The 17,922-nt window shown below is 45.5% G+C and carries 12 protein-coding genes; all 12 read left to right on the top strand.

Annotation, left to right across the window (positions count from 1 at the left end):
- Positions 1–104 precede the first annotated feature (104 nt).
- Positions 105–1,463 (top strand): magnesium transporter, encoded by a 1,359-nt coding sequence (mgtE, locus tag ACTRDR_RS08100; protein ID WP_176866106.1) that lies wholly within the window; start codon positions 105–107, stop codon positions 1,461–1,463.
- A gap of 82 nt (positions 1,464–1,545) precedes the next feature.
- Positions 1,546–2,412 (top strand): deoxyribonuclease IV, encoded by an 867-nt coding sequence (locus ACTRDR_RS08095; protein ID WP_440526857.1) that lies wholly within the window; start codon positions 1,546–1,548, stop codon positions 2,410–2,412.
- A 27-nt stretch (positions 2,413–2,439) separates the two neighbouring features.
- Entirely contained in the window at positions 2,440–4,074 is a 1,635-nt protein-coding gene (locus ACTRDR_RS08090) for a sugar ABC transporter substrate-binding protein (protein WP_440526855.1), read from the top strand.
- A gap of 86 nt (positions 4,075–4,160) precedes the next feature.
- On the top strand, positions 4,161–6,080 hold the full coding sequence (locus ACTRDR_RS08085; protein ID WP_440526854.1) for an alpha/beta hydrolase-fold protein: 1,920 nt from the start codon (positions 4,161–4,163) through the stop codon (positions 6,078–6,080).
- Between the two features lie 92 nt (positions 6,081–6,172).
- On the top strand, positions 6,173–7,909 hold the full coding sequence (locus tag ACTRDR_RS08080) for an SGNH/GDSL hydrolase family protein (RefSeq protein ID WP_440526852.1): 1,737 nt from the start codon (positions 6,173–6,175) through the stop codon (positions 7,907–7,909).
- Positions 7,910–7,929: 20 nt separating this feature from the next.
- Positions 7,930–9,492 (top strand): glycoside hydrolase family 43 protein, encoded by a 1,563-nt coding sequence (locus ACTRDR_RS08075; protein ID WP_440526851.1) that lies wholly within the window; start codon positions 7,930–7,932, stop codon positions 9,490–9,492.
- A 95-nt stretch (positions 9,493–9,587) separates the two neighbouring features.
- A complete protein-coding gene (locus ACTRDR_RS08070) occupies positions 9,588–11,381 on the top strand; it encodes a sensor histidine kinase (RefSeq protein ID WP_440526850.1) in 1,794 nt (597 codons plus the stop codon).
- Positions 11,356–12,951 carry a response regulator transcription factor gene (locus ACTRDR_RS08065; protein WP_440526849.1) on the top strand — a complete coding sequence of 532 codons (1,596 nt, stop codon included), beginning with the start codon at positions 11,356–11,358 and terminating at the stop codon, positions 12,949–12,951. Before ACTRDR_RS08070 ends, ACTRDR_RS08065 begins: the two co-directional genes overlap by 26 nt.
- A 127-nt stretch (positions 12,952–13,078) precedes the next feature.
- Entirely contained in the window at positions 13,079–14,785 is a 1,707-nt protein-coding gene (locus ACTRDR_RS08060) for a sugar ABC transporter substrate-binding protein (RefSeq protein ID WP_440526848.1), read from the top strand.
- 75 nt (positions 14,786–14,860) lie between these two features.
- The gene (locus ACTRDR_RS08055; protein ID WP_440526846.1) at positions 14,861–15,817 is read left to right on the top strand and encodes an ABC transporter permease; all 957 of its coding nucleotides are present in this window, start codon (positions 14,861–14,863) and stop codon (positions 15,815–15,817) included.
- A gap of 23 nt (positions 15,818–15,840) precedes the next feature.
- A complete protein-coding gene (locus ACTRDR_RS08050; protein WP_118547005.1) occupies positions 15,841–16,737 on the top strand; it encodes a carbohydrate ABC transporter permease in 897 nt (298 codons plus the stop codon).
- Between the two features lie 18 nt (positions 16,738–16,755).
- Positions 16,756–17,904: a glycosyl hydrolase family 8 gene (locus tag ACTRDR_RS08045; protein WP_440526844.1), complete on the top strand. Its 1,149-nt coding sequence runs from the start codon at positions 16,756–16,758 to the stop codon at positions 17,902–17,904.
- Positions 17,905–17,922: the final 18 nt, after the last annotated feature.

The raw sequence follows: 17,922 nt of genomic DNA, 5'->3' as shown, positions 1-17,922 counted from the left end.
CAGAGGCTTATAGCCTCAGAGCAAACCACCCGTTAGACGGGTGGTGGTGATTTTTGCCCTTTACGTTGCATCGAAGAATGAGAACGAGAAAGGAGAATTAGATTATGAACAAGAAATATTCCGAACTGGCAGAATTATTCCGCAGCGAGAAAACGGATGAGGAGATCCTGGATTTCCTCTTAAATTATCATAAGAACGATATTGCCGATATGATGGCGGGGATGACAGAGGAAGAACGCAAGCGCCTGTATCACCTGTTGGGAGCGCAGAAGGTCGCAGAAATCTTCAAATACATTGAAGAACCCCGTAAGTATATCCGGGAACTGTCCGTGGAGAGTGCTGCGAGAGTGATCTCCGAGATGGATTCCGATGATGCTGTTGACCTATTGGAAGATCTGGATCCGGAGGAGAAGGAACAGATTGTCCGGATGCTGGACGAGGATGCAAAAAAAGATGTTAAGATGCTGCTGTCTTACGATGAGGAAGAGATCGGCAGCTGCATGACAACGAACTACATCTGCATCCCGGAAGACCTGACCATCAAGCAGGCTATGAGCGAACTGGTGAAGCAGGCAGGAGAAAACGACAATATCATGACCATCTATGTGGTAGATGAAAAGGGTGTTTTCGCCGGAGCCATCGATTTGAAGGATCTGATCCGTGCAAGAGAAAATACACATCTGGAAGATCTGGTGTTGAAATCTTATCCTTATGTGACCGATCATGAGAAGATCGATGATTGTATGGATCGGATCCTGGATTATGCGGAGGACTCGATTCCCGTATTGTCAGAAGATAAGAGAATCCTCGGTGTCATCACATCCGAAGACCTGATCGAAATGGTGGACAATGAGATGGGCGAGGACTATGCAAAGCTAGCAGGTCTGACCGCAGAAGAGGATCTGAAGGAGCCCATAGTCCAGAGTATGAAAAAGCGTCTGCCCTGGCTGATCATCCTGCTGTTCTTAGGCATGGGAGTGTCTTCTGTGGTGGGACTTTTTGAAAATGTGGTGGCGGTGCTTCCCATCGTGATCTGCTTCCAGTCACTGGTGCTGGATATGGCGGGAAATGTGGGAACCCAGTCCCTGGCAGTGACGATCCGCGTGTTGATGGATGAAAACCTGACGGGAAAACAGAAGTTCCAGCTGGTGGTCAAGGAGGTAAAGACCGGTTCCTTAAATGGTATTTTGTTGGGCGTGATGGCGCTTCTGTGCCTTGGTGTTTATGTACATTTTTTCAAGGGTTATACCTGGATGGGAGCCTTTGGCATCTCCGGCTGCGTGGGAGTCTCCCTCTTAGTGGCCATGGCGATCTCCAGTGCCGTAGGTACGGTGATCCCCATGTTTTTCCATAAGATCAAGGTAGACCCTGCAGTGGCATCCGGTCCCCTGATCACTACGGTAAACGATCTGGTGGCAGTGGTGACTTATTATGGAATGGCATGGTTACTTTTGATCCGATAGCCGGACTGCCGGAAATCATCAGTGGATCCGGTGGATAACAGTGTTGGTAATGGTGTTAGAAATTCAAAAATAAGGAGAGATCATGACTGAGATATTATTAGGTTCCCATGTGGGAATGTCAGGAAAAGAGATGTTTTTAGGTTCTGTGAAGGAGGCAGCAGAGTACGGTGCCAATGCATTGATGGTCTACACCGGGGCCCCCCAGAACACGAGACGCAAGGAAATCGGAGAACTGAGACTTGATGAGGGGCTTGCCTATGCCGAAAAAGCAGGTATCCGGGAGATCATCATTCATGCCCCCTATATTATCAATCTGGGAAATATGGAGAAGCCGGAAATGTTCGATTTCGGTGTGGAATTTCTGGCAAAAGAAGTAAAAAGAGCCGCCGCCTTTCACAGTAAGGTACTGGTACTGCATCCGGGATCTTCCTTAAGTGCCGGTGTGGAAGAAGCTGTGGAGCAGATCGCAAAAGGACTGAATCTGGTGCTTGATGCGGATGACAGCAATGTCAGGATTGCGTTGGAAACTATGGCGGGCAAGGGCAGTGAAATCGGCAGAACTTTCGAGGAGCTACGCTTGATCTATGACAAAGTAGAACGGAAGGACAGACTGCGGGTATGTTTCGATACCTGCCATGTGAACGATGCCGGATACGATCTGGTGAATGACTACGAGGGTGTGCTGGCGCAGTTTGACAGTGTGTTGGGATTAGATCAGATCGCAGTGATCCATGTGAACGACAGCCTGAATCCCTTAGGAGCCCACAAGGACCGCCATGCCAATATCGGACAAGGTACCATTGGCTACGACACGTTGCACCGGATCGTCCATGACGAGCGGTTCGCAGGTGTACCGAAGATTTTGGAGACACCATGGCTCTGCGCAGAGGGAGAAACGAAGAAGACGATTCCACCGTATAAGCAAGAGATTGCATGGCTGAAAGCCTGAAAAACAGAGAAATACGAGGGTAGACAATTGAAAAAAAGGATTATCACAGCAGTAGCGGTATTTGGCCTTTTGGGCGTAATATTATATTTTGCGTATGCACAGACAGCGGCGCAGAACAATGTGAAGCATTTCACAGCTTTTTTTGCTGTGGAGGGAGAAGCCATTGACCAGAATAATGATATGAAAAAAGAAATCGCGCGCCTGACAGGTGCGGATTGTGAAGAATTGTGGCTGGTGGGACAGTCCAAGGAAAGTGCCTTGAACAGTTATATTGTGAGTGGGGAATATCCGGATTTTATTTCCGGAGATACCAGTCTTTATGAGGCAGGGGCATTACTTCCTTTAGATGAATACTGGGAGAATTATCCCAATATCAAAAATTACCTGACGGAAGAACAGTGGGAGAGATTCCGCAGACCGGACGGTCATATCTATTGGATTCCACAGTTTGGTGTGACCCATGGCGAAGATGTGGAGGTGACCCACTCAGGTGAAGCCTTCTGGATCCAGACCAGAGTGTTGAAATGGGCGGGGTATCCGGAGATTCATACTGTGGATGAATATTTTGATCTCATCGAGCGATATGTGGCAGCGAACCCGGTAATGGAGGATGGAACACCGAACATTCCGTTTACGATTTTGTGTGATGGCTGGCGGTATTTTTGTCTGGAAAATATTCCGCAGTTTCTGGATGGTTATCCAAATGACGGAAGCTGTATTGTGGATCCGGATACATTACAGGTTTACGATTATAACACCACAGATACTGCCAAATGGTACTTTAAAAAGCTGAATGAGGAATATCACAAAGATATTCTCGGTGCAGAAGTATTTACAGAGACCTATGAGGATTATCTGGCAAAATTATCCACGGGTGCGGTCTGCGGTATGCCGGATCAGTGGTGGCAGTTCTACTATTCGATTCAGAATGCCTATGATGAACAGGGCCTTAGAGAACAGGGCTGCGATTATGTTCCACTTCCGATTACCAGAGAGGAAGGAATCGCCAATCAATGGCATGTAACGCGCTCTGCAGAGCTGGACAGCTCTACAGGCTTATCCATTACGGTATCCTGCGAGGATATTGACGGAGCTTTGCAGTTTGTCAGCGATCTACTGGAACCGGAGATCATTAAACTGCGATTCTGGGGCGAAGAGGGAGTTGACTATAGCGTGGATGAGAACGGATTGTTCTACCTGACTGAGGAGCAGGCGAAGCGATGGATGACTTCGGAGGAAAAGAGAAAACACTTTTGTTTTTATTCATATTTTCCCAGAGTAGAAGGAAAGCTTCCCGATGGGATCAATGCATTTTCCCTGGAATATCAGACAACGGAATTTTTTAAAAATCAGCCTAAGGACATTCAGGAATGTTTTTCTGCTTACGGAGTGACAAATTATGTGGATATGATCGGCAATAATGAGGCTCCCGGGGCATGGTATCCCATGTATAGCTACACGACATCCCTATTTGCCAATTCTCCTGCCGGACAGGTCAGGGATCGGATGGATGCGGTGAAACACAAATGGCTTCCGCAGGTAATCATGGCAGAAGATTTTGAGACTGCGTGGGAGCAATATATGGAAGCATATGATTCCTGCAATCCTGAGATTTATTATCAGATGTTGCAGCTTGAGGTGGAAAAAAGAGTAAAAGGATAAGTTTTTTACAAAAAAGTATAAAAAACAAATAGAAAAATACCTCTCAATTCCTTTAAACTAAAGAAAAGGATTGGGGGTATTTTTTTATGAACGAGAAGAGAAACGGAGCTTTGGACAGATATCCAATAGAAAAAAAGAGAGCAGGAAGACCATCTGTTACAGTGAAAGAAGACGGCGCAGTCATTTTTTATCTGTATGCACCGGCAGCAAAAATAGTACAGGTTGCCGGACTGGGAGGATATTTTACAAATAAGAAAATAGATCTGATGCCCGATGGGCAGGGCGGATTTTTTGCGGAAGTTCAAGATTTTCACTGGGGGATGCATTATTATTTCTGGTATGTGGACGGTGTCCGGATCTGCAATCCGTACGCCGGAATTTCTTATGGGTGTTTTGCTGCGATCAATACTTTTGAGGTGCAGGAGAAGAATGTGGATTTCTATTTTGCAAAGGATATTCCTCATGGTACGGTCAGCATCTGTAAATACGTTTCGAAGGTGAGCAGCCACCTGAAGGAATGTTATGTCTATACACCTTATGGATATGAAGAAGGAGATGAAAGATATCCGGTATTGTACCTGCAGCATGGCGTAGGAGAGAACGAGACCGGATGGATCTGGCAGGGGAAGGCAAATTTAATCATGGACTGTCTGATTGCAGAGGGAAAGTGCGAGAAAATGATCGTGGTCATGAGCAGTGGCTATGCCTTCAAAGATGGAGAAAAACCTGTATTTTACCCCGGGAATTTTGAGAGTGAACTGATCCACAACATTATTCCTTATATTGAAAATAATTTCCGGGTGAGAAAGGGAAGAGATTACCGGGCGATGGCGGGACTTTCTCTGGGATCGGCGCAGACTACGGATATTGTGGCAAAAAATATGAAGTTATTTTCTGCTGCCGGTGTTTTTTCCGGAGTTGCTATTCATGAGATGGAACGGATCTGCGATAGCGACGAGCAGCTGGATGTGGTATTTATGTCCTGTGGCACTTATGAAGAACAAATCAGAGAAGGAATGGAGCAGATAGAACAAAAGTTTGAAAATGCAGGAAAGTATTGCATTTCCAAAGTATATGAGGGATATCACGAATGGCATGTCTGGAGGAAAAGCCTGTATGATTTTGTACCGTTATTGTTCCGGAAAGCGGGGGCAGAAACGGATGACATTCCGGGGGAAAGAACAGCCAGAATCACAAGACAGAGACTACAGCGACAGACCATGGAAGAACAGATACTGATGTTTGATCCGGTATACCGCCAGATCCGCTTTGAGACTGATGAAGCAGGGAGGCCTGCAGGAAAATACCCGGACATCCCTCACGGAATCTGCATTACGGAACAGGGAACGGCAGTCGTATGCTTCGAGGCATCGGAGGCAGTCTCGGTAGAAGCTGCCCTGGACGGAAAAGAATTCCTAAAACTCAGGAAAGATCAGGAAAGACAAGGATACTGGACAGGGGAAATCCACAACATCACCCCGGGATACCATAATGTATATTTCAGGGTAAACGGTACAGATGTGATGAATCCGGATGCACCGGTGGGATACTCGAGAGATAGGGCTGTGAATTATCTGGAAATGCCGGATCCGGAGTTCCCACTGACAGAACTGGCGGATACAGTGCACGGTCAGGTGCATATACATTATGATTATCTCGCGGAGGAAGAGAAAGTAAGTACGATCTACGTATATACACCGGCATATTTTGAAAGAGCGGAAAAAGAGCGGAGCGTAATGATCTTAAAAGCACTTTCCACAGAAACTGCGTCCTGTTTCCTGCACCAGGGGAAAATACCGAACATTATGGAATACTTTCTGGCAGCAGGAAAAGCCGTGGAGACTATATTGGTGATGACAAATGCGGAAGAGACAGCGGAACGGATGCAAAACATTATAAAGAAATATATTCCGGATGGACAAAAAGCAAAAGCAATCGTCATGGAACGAAGCGATGGAGAAGATTGGAATTCCTTCCGGAGACGATTTGCAGCCTGCCGGATATAAAATTATTACCTGCATTTCCTATATTTTCCCGGGTGTTTGTGCAAGGAAAGCCGGACTATAATAGAACTGATAAAAGTTTGGGAGGGATGGAAATGGCAGGACCGACAGCACCGAAGGATCCGGAAAAGGCAAGACCTTTTTTCTATATATTAAAAGACAAAGATATTTTTGGAGAACGGCAAAAGGACGGAACCGGAATCCAGTTTATCTATGAAAGCGACGGACGGCTGATCAACAGTGCACAGATCACGGGAAATGTTACGGATAAGGAAGAACTGAGACTTCTGGAGACAGTAGAGGGATTTGGCAGACTGGTACATAGTATCGGCGTAAGCGTGGAGACGGACCGGCCGGAAGAAACCGCAGAATTTGTATTTCAGATGTATGGGAAAAAGGACCTGTACGGAGGTGGAACGAATCTTACGACTTCTCTTAAGTGTGACGGCATGGAACATAGAATCTATCTGTCGGATTACAGGTGGACAGAGGATGATCATGTGCCGGGACAGATTAAAATTCTGTTTGCAGCGCCGGAGCGGATGGGAAAGGTCAGTGTAAGACTCTTCCTAAATGACGGATACGAAGCACCTCCGGAGGAAGAGGATCTGGTTATAGATATGCATTCGGAAGAATACTGTGGCATGATCAGCCGCTCTCTGTTGCAGCTGGGGAATCCTTATCGTATCCGTAAGGCTATTGAAAAATCTAAGGCAGGAAAAGAGGTAACGCTTGCCTATATCGGTGGATCTATCACGCAGGGAGCCGGAGCTATACCAATCCATACGGAATGCTATGCATATAAATCCTTTCAACTGTTTCAGAATCGTTTTTCGACACAGAACAATGTCAGGTTTATCAAAGCCGGAGTCGGCGGAACACCTTCAGAACTGGGAATGATCCGGTTTGACCGGGATGTGCTCAGGGAAGGGGAACGACCGGATATTGTGGTTATTGAATTTGCAGTAAACGATGAGGGAGATGAGACAAAGGGTGTCTGTTATGAAAGCCTGGTGCGGAAAGTGTTGAAACTGCCATGGAAGCCGGCAGTGGTTCTCCTGTTTTCGGTATTTGCAAATGATTGGAATTTACAGGAGCGGTTAAGGCCGGTGGGGGATCTTTATGATCTTCCCATGGTGAGCATCCGCGATGCGGTAACTCTACAGTTTTCATTAAAGTGCGGCGAGGGAAGAATTTTATCTAAAAATCAGTTTTTCTATGATATCTTTCATCCTAATAATACCGGACATACCATTATGGCAGACTGTCTGCAATATCTGTTTGAACGTTGTGATGCAGCAGAACCTGCAAGAGTTGGGACTTTTGTGGAAGGAATGACGGAGGAACAGATCCTGTCGGAAAAGCTTTCCGGACCGGCAGTGATCGGTGCTGATTTTGAAAGAATTTTTTTACTGGATAAGAAGAACCGTTATGTAGGAGCCAAAATCCGGGCGGGTAGTTTTACTTCCACAGATATAGAATTACAGAGTGTGGAAATGGACGGAAACCTTACACAGACACCGGAATTTCCGTATAACTGGATGTATGATGGAAGCAGACCGCAGATGCCGGGATTTGAAATGGAGATTACCTGCAAGTCACTGTTTCTTATATTTAAGGATTCCGGAGAAATGGATGTGGGGAAAGCCAATGTATTTGTAAATGATGTATATTGTATGACGGCGGATCCCCATAAGAACAATTGGCTGCATTGTAATGCTGTATTACTGTTTTGGGAGACAGAAAGCAGATCCCATAAAGTACGGATTGCAGTGACAGAGGAAGACCGGAATAAAAAATTTACAATCTTAGGATTTGGATACACAATATAGAACAGAGTGAGGAAAACAAAATGGTTACAGCAAAGAACCCAATTTTATCCGGTTTCTATCCGGATCCATCCATATGCAGGGCAGGAGAGGACTATTACATTGTGAATTCCAGTTTTGTGTATGCACCGGGAGTTCCGATTTTCCACAGCAGAGATCTGGCGCACTGGGAGCAGATCGGGAATATTCTTGACAGACCGGAACAACTTCCGGTGAAGGGAAGTGAAATATCACAGGGGATTTATGCACCAACCATCCGGTTCCATGATGGACTGTTTTACATGATCACTACCAATGTAAGCTACGGAGGCAATTTCATTGTAACGGCAAAAGATCCAGCAGGACCGTGGTCGGATCCTTATTATCTCGGCGAAGATGCTCCGGGGATTGATCCCAGTCTTTTCTTCGATGATGACGGGAAATGCTATTACTGTGGTACGCGACCGAATCCGGAAGGAGTCCGCTATAACGGAGACTGGGAAATCTGGGTGCAGGAACTGGATCTTCGGCAGATGAAGCTTGTGGGAGAAAGCATGGCAATCTGGAAAGGGGCTGTAAAAGGAGTTATCTGGCCGGAGGGACCGCACCTTTATAAGATCGACGGTTATTATTATCTGATGCATGCAGAAGGAGGAACCGGACCGGAGCACAGCATCAGCATTGCCAGAAGTAAAAAGCTGTTCCAGTGGTTCGAGGGGTGCCCAAGAAACCCGATCTTCACCCACAGGAATCTGGGGAAAAACTATCCTGTGATCTACGCAGGACACGGAGATCTGGTGGAGGATGGACGGGGAAACTGGTATGTGGTAATGCTGGCATCCAGACCCTGTGAAGGACACAGCAGCATGGGAAGAGAGACTTTTCTGGCAAAAGTCACATGGGAAAATGGATGGCCGGTGATTGCAGAAGGCGTCGGGCATCTGGAAGATACATTGGAACTGCCCACAAAAGAATACCGTTTTCCAGAGGAAGTAAGCAGTACTTCCGATCATATCAGTTTTTGGGAGAAAACACCGGACAAACGGCTGGTAAGTGTAGAAGAAATCTGTGAAGAAAACTATTCCCTGAGTCACCGGCCGGGGATGCTGCGGCTCTATACAAAAAGGGAAAAAATATCTGACCGCAATCATTGTTCCTATTTCGGAATCCGTCAGAAAAATTATGCATTCTATGCAGAGACCGGGATGGAATTTGAACCGAAGCAGGAATGTGAGACTGCGGGAATGGTGTTGTACCAGAATCATGAAAATCATTTGCGCATGGAGATCCGGAAAAGGGCTGAAGAGAATTGTTTTGTTGTGACAGCCTGCATCCATGGGGAAGAGAGAATTCTTACCGAAAAGCCGGCAGGAGAAGGTAGGCAATTCTTTAAAATGCGAATGCATTGCGACAGGCAGAAGGCACGGATATGGCTTTTCAGGGATGGCAGGGAGAGGCTGATTGCTGAGGATATCAGTCTGCTTCCTTATACCACGGAGGAAGCAGGAGGATTTGTGGGATGTACGATAGGAATGTACGCATCTGCCAATGGACAGGACAGCAGTAACTATGCTGATTTTGCCTGGTTTGTGCAGAATGCCATATAAAAACGGATTGCGGATAGAACGCAGATGTCCTATAATAAAGAAGAGCGGGCTGTAAAAATGTCTGCTCTTTTTTACATAACAGAGGAGAGGATCTTATGGGGAAGGTATTACATGAACTGGATCTTTGGATGGATGATTTCACCATCAAAAAAAAGTTTTATATTTTCTATGTTGTCTGTGTGTTGATTCCCCTGATCGTAACAGACGGCGTTGTATTTCTGACGACTGCAAAATTTGACAGAGAGCGCAGGGAGCATGAGATGTCCAATATTGCGAGTACGGTGGAATACAGTCTGAGCAGTATGATCGGAAATGCCGGGGAGATAGGCAGCAGTATTTATACCAATCGCGATTTTGAAGATTTCTTATCCAAAAGATACACTAATTCTGCAGAATATGTGGCGGCATATCAGAATTTCCTGAGCGGGACGTTATTGGAAAATGCTCTTGGGATGAACAGTATGATATTTACCCTGTATACGGATAATGATACCATTGTAAACGGAGGAAGGGTCAATACGCTGGATAAGCTTAAGAATACAGAGAGTTATCTGCGGCTGAATGAAGAAGCGAAAAGCAAGGGACTTTTTTTTGTCTATGATGACAGCAGTTCCAGAATCACAAGGGAGCGGCGCATCATTTATCTACAGCGGCTGGATTTCTATGATGCAGAGACAGAAAAGTATTTAAAAATCGAGTTTGATTACGGCAGTATGGTGCGCACCATTAAAAACATGAACTATGATAATGAGGTTCTGATCTGTGAAGGAGATCGGATCCTTCTTTCCAATGGACAATACGGCAGCTACGGCAGCGAGTTTCAGCGGCTGGATAACGCAACAATGAGAGAAGTCTATGAACATACCATCAGTCTGTATGGTACGGAACTTACGATTTATGTAAAGCCGGTAGAGAACAGTTTTCTTACAAGCATCCGGAATGAACTTCCCATCATATTGCTGCTCCTTGCGGTGAATGTTATTTTTCCCTTCTGGTTCGTTCAGATATTCAACCGTTCCTTTACAAAAAGGATTACAGAACTGAGCAAGGTATTTAAATCAGTGGACAGTGATCATCTTATTCCAATGCCCTGTGAAGAAGGTAAAGATGAGATCAGCAGTATGATACGCAATTATAATCGCATGGTGGAACGTACCAATGGACTGATCGAGACTGTATATAAGAATAAAATCCATGAGCAGGAGATGCTGGTGGGGAGAAAAAATGCGGAGCTTCTCGCATTACACAGCCAGATCAATCCCCACTTTTTATTTAATGTACTGGAAAGCATCCGGATGCACAGCATTTTGAAAAAAGAAAACGAGACAGCCGACATGGTGGCCAAACTGGCGGTGATGCAGAGACAGTATGTGGAATGGGGCAATGATTCCGTGAGTATCTTCCAGGAGATTGAATTTGTGAAAGCTTATCTGGCGCTTCAGAAGTATCGTTTTGGAGAACGGCTGAATTATGACATTGAAGTAGACAGAGAATGTGAAAACTTCAAGATACCCAAGCTTACGATTGTAACCTTTGTGGAAAATGCCTGTGTGCATGGAATCGAAAGCAAATCCAGTCCGGGATGGATATTTGTAAGGATAGGCCGTCAGGGAGAAGGGCTGGAGATAGAAATTGAAGATACCGGAAGCGGTATGGCGGAGGCCAAACTTACAGAGCTACAGAACAACATGTGCAATGCCGACATTGAGATGCTCAAGGGTGGCGGAAGAGTAGGGATTATTAACGCCTGTGTCAGATTGAAAATGGTAACGGAAAACAGAGTGGAATTCCGTGTAGAAGGAGAAGAAGGAGTGGGAACCACGGTTACGATACGGATTTCCTGTTTGCAGGAGGGTAAAACAGATGCTGAAAGTATTGCTGGTAGATGACGAGCCGTTTATTTTACAGGGATTGAAACTTTTAGTAGATTGGGAGAAGGAAGGCTTTCGGATTGCGGGAACAGCAGCAAATGGGATGGAAGCACTGGCTTTTTTGAAGAAGGAAAAGGTAGATTTGGTTATTGCCGATATTAAAATGCCTCAGATGACAGGACTGGAACTGCTGGAACACATCCGTAAAGAGAAAATTTCAGATGCATATTTTGTTATACTGAGCGGATATGCGGAATTTAGTTTTGCACAACAGGCAATGCAGAATGACTGCACGGATTATCTGCTAAAGCCGGTAGACAGCGAGATTCTGTGCAAAGTACTGAATAAGGTACTTGCTCTGCGCAACAGAGAGGAGCTGGATCATGAAAAGAACCGGAAGCTGGAGCAGGCTTATCTGGCAAGACATATGATTGCATTGATCCAAGGGAAGTTTGATGACCTGAATGTCAGATATATACATGAACACATGCGATGCGGAACCGGTGTGCGTTATGTGGAGATCCAGACGGAAGGATCCTATGATGCTGAGGGAACGACGGATCGAGAAATGCGGACATTACAGAGGCGGCTGTATGAATACAGCAGGGAATATCTGAAAGAAGATGCAGATCTGAGTGTGTTTGATGTTTCTGTCAATGAAAAAATCTACGATATCGGACTGATTTTGTTTGATTATGTTCCGGAAAAAAATGGGATGGATGTAAAACGGTATCTGGAACGATTCCGGGAATATCTTGCATCAAATTTACAGACAAATGTGGTGATGCTGGCAGGAAAAAAAGTGCAGGATATCAGCAGCATAGCAAAGTCTTACGGCAATACCTGTATGCTTCGTTCTTTTCAGGGGTTTCGGACAAAGAAGGATATCTATTTCTATGAGGAGGAGGTCCAGGTATCTCCGGAAGGACTGATCCTGTGTAAGCAGAGCCTGGATGGCCTGCTGAAGGCAATCGAACAGAACAATCATCTGGAAATCCGGGAGGCGGTGGCATTCTTTTATGAAGAAATGTGTAAACGCGGTATTTGCGGGGAGACGATGACCCTGAATATTAATTATCTGTTGTTTCAGCTGATCCACTTAGCCTGCGAACAGGATGATGACGTGAACCAGGAGGAAATCTTAAGGGTCATCAGTGAGAGCAGCTTTGAGACCGGGGTAAAGCGCGGAAGTAAGGCACATCTGACCAGATTTGCCTGCGAATATGCGGATTATCTGTCACAGCTGCGGAAGAATGTATCCAGAGGAATTCTGGGTATGGTGGAAAAAGAGATCCGGGAAAATTACGCTTCAAATATTACACTGAAAAGCCTGAGTGAAAAGTATTATGTCAACAGTGCTTATCTTGGACAGCTTTTCCGGAAAAAGTACGGACAATCCTTTAAAGACTACCTGAACAATTACCGGATGGAGCAGGCTGCGGATGCCCTGCTGCGTACCGATAAAAAGATCGTTCAGATTGCAGAAGATGTGGGCTACCATGATTTGGACTATTTTACGAACCGTTTTATTCAGATCAAGGGCTGCACTCCCGCAAGATTCCGTAAAAAGATGCAACAGGGAGAGTAAGGGAATAAAAGACAGGGGAAATTACAGAACCACCTATAATTTCCCCTGTCTTTTGCTATAGTTCCTCTGATTGTTAGTTCCTCTCAAAAAGGTAAAATAGATTTATCGAAAGGGAGGTAGTTACAACATGAACAAAAAGAGACTTGTAAGCCTGTTACTTGTGTCAGCAATGACAGCGGCACTGTTCACCGGATGTGGCAGTGACGGTAACCAGACATCCGGAGATGGTACAACGAGCGCAGGAACCAACAGTACCACAGAAGAAGCAGGTATCAAAGAGTTCACCGCATTTTTTGGGGTAGCGGGATCTGAGATCAATGACGACAATGAAGTGCAGCAGCTGATCGCAGAGAAGGTAGGCGCCAAAGTAAAAGAGACCTGGTTGACCGGACAGACTGCAGATGAAGCTGTGGGTACCATGATCGCCGGTGGTGAGTATCCGGACTTCATTGAGGGACAGACTGGAACCACACAGCTGTATGAGGCAGGAGCATTGGTAGCACTGGATGATTATCTGGATGATTATCCTAATATCAAGAATCTGTTTACTGATCTGGAGTGGGAGAAGCTTCGTCAGGAAGACGGCCACATTTACTGGATCCCGCAGTTCAGCTGCATCAAGAACGAAGAGAAGGTATGTGCACATAATGATGAAGCATTTTGGATTCAGGCAAGAGTTCTGAAATGGGCAGACTATCCCGAGATCCGGACCATGGATCAGTATTTTGATCTGATCGAAGCGTATAATGCAGCAAATCCTACTATGGAAGACGGAACAGCCAATATTCCTTATACCATTCTCTGTGATGACTGGAGATACTTCTGTCTGGAGAACGCACCTCAGTTCTTGGATGGTTATCCCAATGACGGAAGCTGTATGGTAGATCCTGAGACGCTGACGGTACTGGATTACAACACTTCCGATACCGCAGTAAAGTATTTTAGAAAATTAAATGAAGAATACAAGAAAGGCATTGTAGACTCCGAGTCCTTTACCCAGTCTTATGATGAGTATATTTCCAAGCTTTCTACAGGACGTGTCCTGGGTATGATCGATCAGTGGTGGGATTTCGCTTACACAGCAGGCGATGCCATCAAGCAGGCAGGACTGGATGCACAGGGATGCGACTATATTCCACTGCCTATAACAATTGATGAAAGTGTAAAAAACCAGTGGCATAATGCCGGTGGTGCATTCAATTCCGGAAGCGGACTTGCCATTACTGTAAGCTGTAAGGATGTTCCCGGCGCACTGAAGCTGATCAATGATCTGCTTGATCAGGATATCCATAATCTTCGTTTCTGGGGTGTGGAAGGTGTTGACTATGAAGTAGATGAGAACGGTGAATTCTACAGAACACCGGAGCAGAGAATGCAGGCTTCCGATACAGAGTATAAGGCATCCCATATGTGCTCTTATTCTTATTTCCCTCAGTACAACGGAACCAGTGATGATGGTATCAATGCAAACAAGCCAGATGGCCAGGCGAGGGAATTCTTCGATGGATTAAACAACGATGTGAAAGAAGCATTCCAGGCATATGGCGTCGAGACTTATGTGGAAATGCTGGGCACTAACGAAGCTCCCGGTGAATGGTATCCTATGTGGTCCTTCTCCAATAACTTCAATACCAGCACACCCGGTGGTATGGCATGGACCAAGATCGGTGAAGTAAAGCATGAGCAGCTTCCTCAGGTAGTTATGGCAGCTGATTTCGACAAAGCATGGGCAGATTATATGGATGCATATAATGCCTGCAAGCCGGAAGACTTTATCAGTGAATTACAGGCAGAACTGGACAGCAGAATGGAACTGGCAGCAAAGTTCAAATAAAAACATATAAATGAAATTTGAGAATGGGCAGATGCAGGTAAAATTTCATCTGCCCGTTTTTTAAGGAGCGAGGATATGTCGTTAACGAGAACAAAATCGAAACAAAAAGTAAAACAAACCAGAACACCTATCACATGGAAAGAAATCAAAAGGCAAAAAGTTCTACTTTTCTGGGCAGGAGTAATGATGATCTATGGGGTGATTTTTTACTATCTTCCCTTAGCAGGATGGGCGATGGCATTTCAGAATTATAAGCCGCAGCTGGGAATCCTGCACTCCGAATTCGTGGGACTTCAGAAGTTTCGGATGTTATTCTCGGATGTGACATTCCTCCGGGTCATTCGTAACACATTGGCCATGGGTGTGATCAACCTTGTGGCAACTTTCGTTACCGCAATTGTATTTGCTATTCTATTGAATGAGATCAAGAGTAAGGGCGGAAAAAAGGCAGTGCAGACGATATCTTATCTTCCACATTTCCTTTCCTGGATCATCGTAACCGGTATCCTGCATGATATGTTGTCCGGTACCGGAATTGTAAATGAAGTATTGGTAAATCTGCATGTGATCAGCCAGCCGATCAATTTCTTTGCCCATCCCGGGTATTTCTGGCCGATCGTAGCATTTGCAAATGTCTGGAAGGAAACAGGATGGAATGCCATTATCTATCTGGCGGCCATCACATCCATTGATCCTTCCCTGTATGAAGCTGCTGCCATTGATGGCGCAGGAAGATGGAATAAAATCAAATACGTTACCCTTCCGGGAATCAAACCGACCATCGTAATTTTACTGCTGATGAATGTGGGGAATGTATTAAATGCAGGATTTGAAATTCAGTATCTGTTAGGAAACGGATTGGTACAGAAGTTCTCCCAGACGATTGATATTTATGTATTGAAATGGGGTATCAGCCAGGGAGATTATGCAATAGGTACAGCCGCAGGTATCTTCAAGAGCCTGGTAAGTATCATCCTGATCGTTCTGGCCAATCAGATTGCAAAACATAATGGTGAAGAGCAGTTATTCTAAAACAGAAAGAGATGGTAATTACAATGATAGATACACAATATAAGATCAAGTCCAAAAAATTCGACATTTTTCCGTTCATAAACAGTGTCATCATGATCCTGTTTGTGATCATAACATTATATCCGGTGCTGAATACCTTGGCAATCTCTTTGAATGACGGTACGGATGCCCTGCGGGGAGGAATCTACCTGTGGCCGAGAAAATTCACCTGGAAAAACTATACGACGGTTTTACATAAAGATAATCTGATCACAGGCGCTTATATCACAGTAGCCAGAACCCTGATCGGAACCCTGCTGTCTCTGGCAGCCAATGCAATCCTTGCTTTTATTGTCAGCCGCAAAAGATTCCTGTTCCAGAGAGAGGTTTCCCTGTTCTGGGTCATCACCATGTATGTAAACGGTGGACTGATCCCAACATTCCTCTTATATAAGGGGTTGGGGCTTACCAACAGCTTCTGGGTATATGTGATCCCCGGAATGGTAAGTGCGTTTAATATGCTGGTGATCCGTACTTATATGAACGGAATTCCTGACAGCCTGGAAGAATCCGCACAGCTGGACGGTGCCGGTTACAGCACTATTTTTCTTAAGATCTATTCTCCGCTGTGTAAGCCGGTTTATGCCACAGTAGCCCTGTTTGTGGCGGTAGGCCAGTGGAACTCTTGGTTTGATGCCATGCTTTACAATCGCATGAGCAGTAATCTGACCACATTGCAGTATGAATTGATGAAGCTGTTATCCTCCGTAACCAATCAGGGAACTTCAGCGGAGGCAATGAAGAATGCCGCAGGAACCGTAACACCGACTTCCGTGCGTGCAGCGGCAACGATCATTACCATGCTGCCCATTATCTGTATTTATCCTTTCTTACAGAAGTACTTTGTAGCAGGACTTACTTTGGGTGGCGTCAAAGAATAAAAATCGGAGAACAAGCAAATGGCAGGAGCATATCAGACTGGTATTTATCGAAATGTATTGAAAGAGTGCGGATATGAAGAGACCGCTATTACAGAAAGACTGGAACAGACCTTTGAAACCATATTTTACGGAACGGAGGCAGAACGTTTTTATCATGAGGCAGGAGATGATATGGCGTATCTGGAGGATACCGGCAATCATGATGTACGCACAGAGGGAATGTCCTACGGCATGATGGTCTGTGTCCAGATGGATAAGAAGGCAGAATTCGACCGCCTTTGGAAGTGGGTGCGGACTTATATGTATATTCCGGCAGGACCCTGCCGCAACTATTTTGCCTGGTCCTGCAGTACGGATGGAACGCACAATGCGGAGGGACCGGCGCCGGACGGAGAAGAATATTTCGCCATGGCATTGTTTTTTGCATCTGCCCGTTGGGGGGACGGGGAAGGAATATTTGCTTACAGCAAAGAGGCAAAAGCAATCCTGCGGGAATGTATCCACAAAGGGGAGCCTGGACATCCGGGCGAACCTATGTGGGATCCTTCCAATCATCTGATCAAATTTGTCACAAACATGGATTTTTCGGATCCTTCCTATCATCTGCCACATTTTTATGAACTGTTCGCAGAAAATGCGGAGGAAGGAGACCGGGAATTCTGGAAACAGGCAGCGGCAGCCAGCAGAGAATATCTTCATAAGGCATGCCACAAGGAGACCGGGCTTTCTGCAGAATATGCAGACTATGACGGGACACCCCATGCAGGACATCAGGAAATCTTCGGAAGACATGACTGGTACTACAGCGATGCATACCGCACCATAGCCAACATTGCCATGGATCATCTCTGGTATGACAAAGATCCGTGGCAGACGGAGATTGCAAACCGGCTGCAGAAATTTTACTGTGAAGAGCAGAGAGAACACTGGGACGGTGTGTTCCTGATTGATGGAACAAGACTGGAAGAGAAGGCACTGCATCCGGTTGCCATTGTGGCAGTCAATGCACAGGCGGCACTGGCAGCGGACGGATCACATGTAAAGGAATGTGTAGACCGCTTCTGGAATACTCCGCTCCGCACCGGGGACAGACGCTATTATGATAATTTCCTGTATCTGTTTGCCATGCTGGCACTTTCGGGAAATTACAGAATTTATCGGAAGTGAGAAAGAAGAAAATATGCC

The sequence above is a fragment of the Simiaoa sp. genome (genome assembly GCF_051972595.1).
In the GTDB taxonomy this organism is placed as follows: domain Bacteria; phylum Bacillota; class Clostridia; order Lachnospirales; family Lachnospiraceae; genus Acetatifactor; species Acetatifactor hominis.
The sequence above is the reverse complement of the archived record's forward strand: the minus strand, read 5'-3'. Positions and strand labels throughout refer to the sequence as shown.

Excerpts from the sequence above, each read along its gene's own strand:
- mgtE (WP_176866106.1), top strand. The coding sequence starts at position 105 with ATGAACAAGAAATATTCCGAACTGGCAGAATTATTCCGCAGCGAGAAA.
- ACTRDR_RS08095 (WP_440526857.1), top strand. The coding sequence starts at position 1,546 with ATGACTGAGATATTATTAGGTTCCCATGTGGGAATGTCAGGAAAAGAG.
- ACTRDR_RS08085 (WP_440526854.1), top strand. The coding sequence starts at position 4,161 with ATGAACGAGAAGAGAAACGGAGCTTTGGACAGATATCCAATAGAAAAA.
- ACTRDR_RS08080 (WP_440526852.1), top strand. The coding sequence starts at position 6,173 with ATGGCAGGACCGACAGCACCGAAGGATCCGGAAAAGGCAAGACCTTTT.
- ACTRDR_RS08075 (WP_440526851.1), top strand. The coding sequence starts at position 7,930 with ATGGTTACAGCAAAGAACCCAATTTTATCCGGTTTCTATCCGGATCCA.
- ACTRDR_RS08070 (WP_440526850.1), top strand. The coding sequence starts at position 9,588 with ATGGGGAAGGTATTACATGAACTGGATCTTTGGATGGATGATTTCACC.
- ACTRDR_RS08065 (WP_440526849.1), top strand. The coding sequence starts at position 11,356 with ATGCTGAAAGTATTGCTGGTAGATGACGAGCCGTTTATTTTACAGGGA.
- ACTRDR_RS08060 (WP_440526848.1), top strand. The coding sequence starts at position 13,079 with ATGAACAAAAAGAGACTTGTAAGCCTGTTACTTGTGTCAGCAATGACA.
- ACTRDR_RS08055 (WP_440526846.1), top strand. The coding sequence starts at position 14,861 with ATGTCGTTAACGAGAACAAAATCGAAACAAAAAGTAAAACAAACCAGA.
- ACTRDR_RS08050 (WP_118547005.1), top strand. The coding sequence starts at position 15,841 with ATGATAGATACACAATATAAGATCAAGTCCAAAAAATTCGACATTTTT.
- ACTRDR_RS08045 (WP_440526844.1), top strand. The coding sequence starts at position 16,756 with ATGGCAGGAGCATATCAGACTGGTATTTATCGAAATGTATTGAAAGAG.